The sequence below is a fragment of the Microbacterium sp. genome, from assembly GCF_035277845.1.
Taxonomy (GTDB): Bacteria; Actinomycetota; Actinomycetes; order Actinomycetales; family Microbacteriaceae; genus Microbacterium.
Genome location: NZ_DATEJS010000343.1, coordinates 1 through 2,123 on the forward strand (window position 1 = coordinate 1; position 2,123 = coordinate 2,123).

Annotated in this window: 3 protein-coding genes and 1 pseudogene; 3 read left to right on the forward strand and 1 reads right to left on the reverse strand. The window is 71.0% G+C overall.

Going from position 1 to position 2,123, the window contains the following annotated elements; all coding sequences use genetic code 11:
• From VJR25_RS15210 to VJR25_RS15220, 3 genes and pseudogenes are all read left to right on the forward strand, one after another.
• Positions 1-354 (forward strand): annotated as a pseudogene (locus VJR25_RS15210) (hypothetical protein); the annotation flags it as partial.
• Between the two features lie 32 nt (positions 355-386).
• On the forward strand, positions 387-575 hold the full coding sequence (locus tag VJR25_RS15215) for a DUF5302 domain-containing protein (RefSeq protein WP_324116532.1): 189 nt from the start codon (positions 387-389) through the stop codon (positions 573-575).
• Positions 575-1,315 (forward strand): gamma-glutamyl-gamma-aminobutyrate hydrolase family protein, encoded by a 741-nt coding sequence (locus VJR25_RS15220; RefSeq protein WP_324116534.1) that lies wholly within the window; start codon positions 575-577, stop codon positions 1,313-1,315. The genes VJR25_RS15215 and VJR25_RS15220 overlap by 1 nt, the downstream gene beginning before the upstream one ends.
• A 142-nt stretch (positions 1,316-1,457) precedes the next feature.
• On the opposite strand, the gene VJR25_RS15225 is transcribed toward VJR25_RS15220, so the two are convergent.
• Positions 1,458-2,096, reverse strand: a complete 639-nt coding sequence (locus VJR25_RS15225; protein WP_324116536.1) for an FMN reductase — start codon at positions 2,094-2,096, stop codon at positions 1,458-1,460.
• Between the last annotated feature and the right edge of the window lie 27 nt (positions 2,097-2,123).

The window sequence follows — 2,123 nt, forward strand, 5'->3', positions numbered from 1 at the left end:
GGCGGCGGCACCGGGTACCCGTCGTCGTACGGCGTCGTGGTCGACCCCGCGGGGGCCCAGGCGTACGCCCGCCGGGCGATCGGCGCGTACGGCTGGGGCGACGGCCAGTTCGGCTGCCTCCTCGACCTCTGGAACATGGAGTCCGGCTGGCGCGCGAACGCGACCAACCCGTCCAGCGGCGCATACGGCATCCCGCAGGCGCTCCCCGCCGACAAGCTCGCCGCGGCCGGCCCGGACTGGCGCACCAACGGCGACACCCAGATCGACTGGGGCCTGGCCTACATCTCGCAGAGCTACGGCACGCCGTGCGGAGCCTGGAACCACGAGATGAGCGTCTATCCGCACTGGTACTGACCGGGGCCGGAGGCAGGCCGTAGGCTGGGGCGATGAGCAGCGACGACGAAGCCACCGGCACCGCAGCGCCTGATGACGTCAAGCGCAAGTTCAAGGAAGCGCTCGACAAGAAGAACGCCCAGAAGCACGGCGGCGAGGCGCACCTCGACGCCAATTCCGCCATCACCGGCCCGCACGGGGCCGTGGGCAACAAGCGCACGTTCCGCCGCAAGGCCGGCTGATGACGACGATCGCGATCCCCGCCCGGCTGTCGGACGGGGCCGTCGACCCGCGCATCGAAGAGGCGAACCGCATCTTCGCGGATGTCGTCCACCTCGCCGAGGCCGCCGGACTCGAGGTCGAGGTCGTCGAGACGTGGGATGCCGCATCCTTCGACGCCGGCCGCTACGCAGGTCTCATCCTGCCGGGCGGTGGCGACATCGACCCCGCGCAGTACGGCGGTGAGGCATCCGACGAACTCTACGACGTCAACCCGGTGCAGGACGAGCTCGACTTCGGCATCGCCCGAGCCGCACTGGCTGCCGGCATCCCGGTGCTCGGCATCTGCCGCGGACTCCAGGTGCTCAACGTCATCCACGGCGGCACGCTCGTCGAGGACCTGCCCGAGACCGAGGTGGAGCACGGGGAGGGACCGGCCGCGGGCGCGGACGGAATCGCCTGGGCGTGGCATCCGGTGGCACTGCAGGCGGACTCCGCGCTGGCCGAAGCGGTGGGAGCGGACCGGATGCCGGTCGCGAGCGGCCACCACCAGGGCATCGGCGCGCTCGGCGACGGGCTCGTGGCGACGGCGGTCGCCGAGGACGGACTCGTCGAGGCGTTCGAGCGCCCGGACCGCTCGGTGATCGCGGTGCAGTGGCATCCTGAGGCGCTCGGCACTCCCCCGGAGCTCGCAGCCGCGCCCTTCACGGCCTTCGCGGCCCGGGTCCGCGCCGAGGAGCAGGTCACCACACCCGGTCGTTGAGTGGGGTCGGGCGAGCCGGAACGCGCGTCCGGAAGGATACACGTTTCGGCTCGCTTCGCTCGCTCAACGACCGGTGGGGGTGATTCGCAAGGAGACGCGTTTCGGCTCGCTTCGCTCGCTCAACGACCGGGGGTGGGGAGGGTCAGCCGCCGAGGAGGTCGCGGAAGGAGCGGCCGTCCTGGGCGTAGGTGTCCGGGTCGTACGGGTCGAGCACCGGGGCGTGCGTGCTGCCGGCGACCGCGTCCGCGAGCTCGCGCGCGCCCTTGGCCACGCGGGCGGCGAGCGGGGCGACGTCGTCGCCCCCGCCCGACCAGTCCTCGGATGCGGCGAACACGCCGGTCGAGACGGTGTTCGCGTGCATATACGCGAACAGGGGCCGGATGGCGTAGTCGATCGCGAGCGAGTGCCGCGCCGTGCCGGCGTTCGCGCCGATCAGCACGGGCTTGCCGATCAGCGAGTCCTTGTCGAGCACGTCGATGAACGATTTGAACAGCCCCGAGTAGCTGGTCGAGAAGATCGGCGTCACCACGATGACGGCATCCGCCGACACGACCGCGTTGATGACCGACTCGAGAGCGGGCGGTGCGAACCCGGTCAGCAGGTTGTTGGTGATGTCGTGGGCGACATCACGCAGCTCGAAGGCGTCCACCGACGCCTGGATGCCGCGCGCCCCCAACTCGGCGACGGTCGCGGCCGCCATGCGGTCGGCCAGCATCCGGGTCGACGACGGCGCCGACAGGCCCGCGGAGATCACCGCGATACGACGTGCAGAAGTATTCATTTCGTCTCGCTCCGCTCGCTCAATACA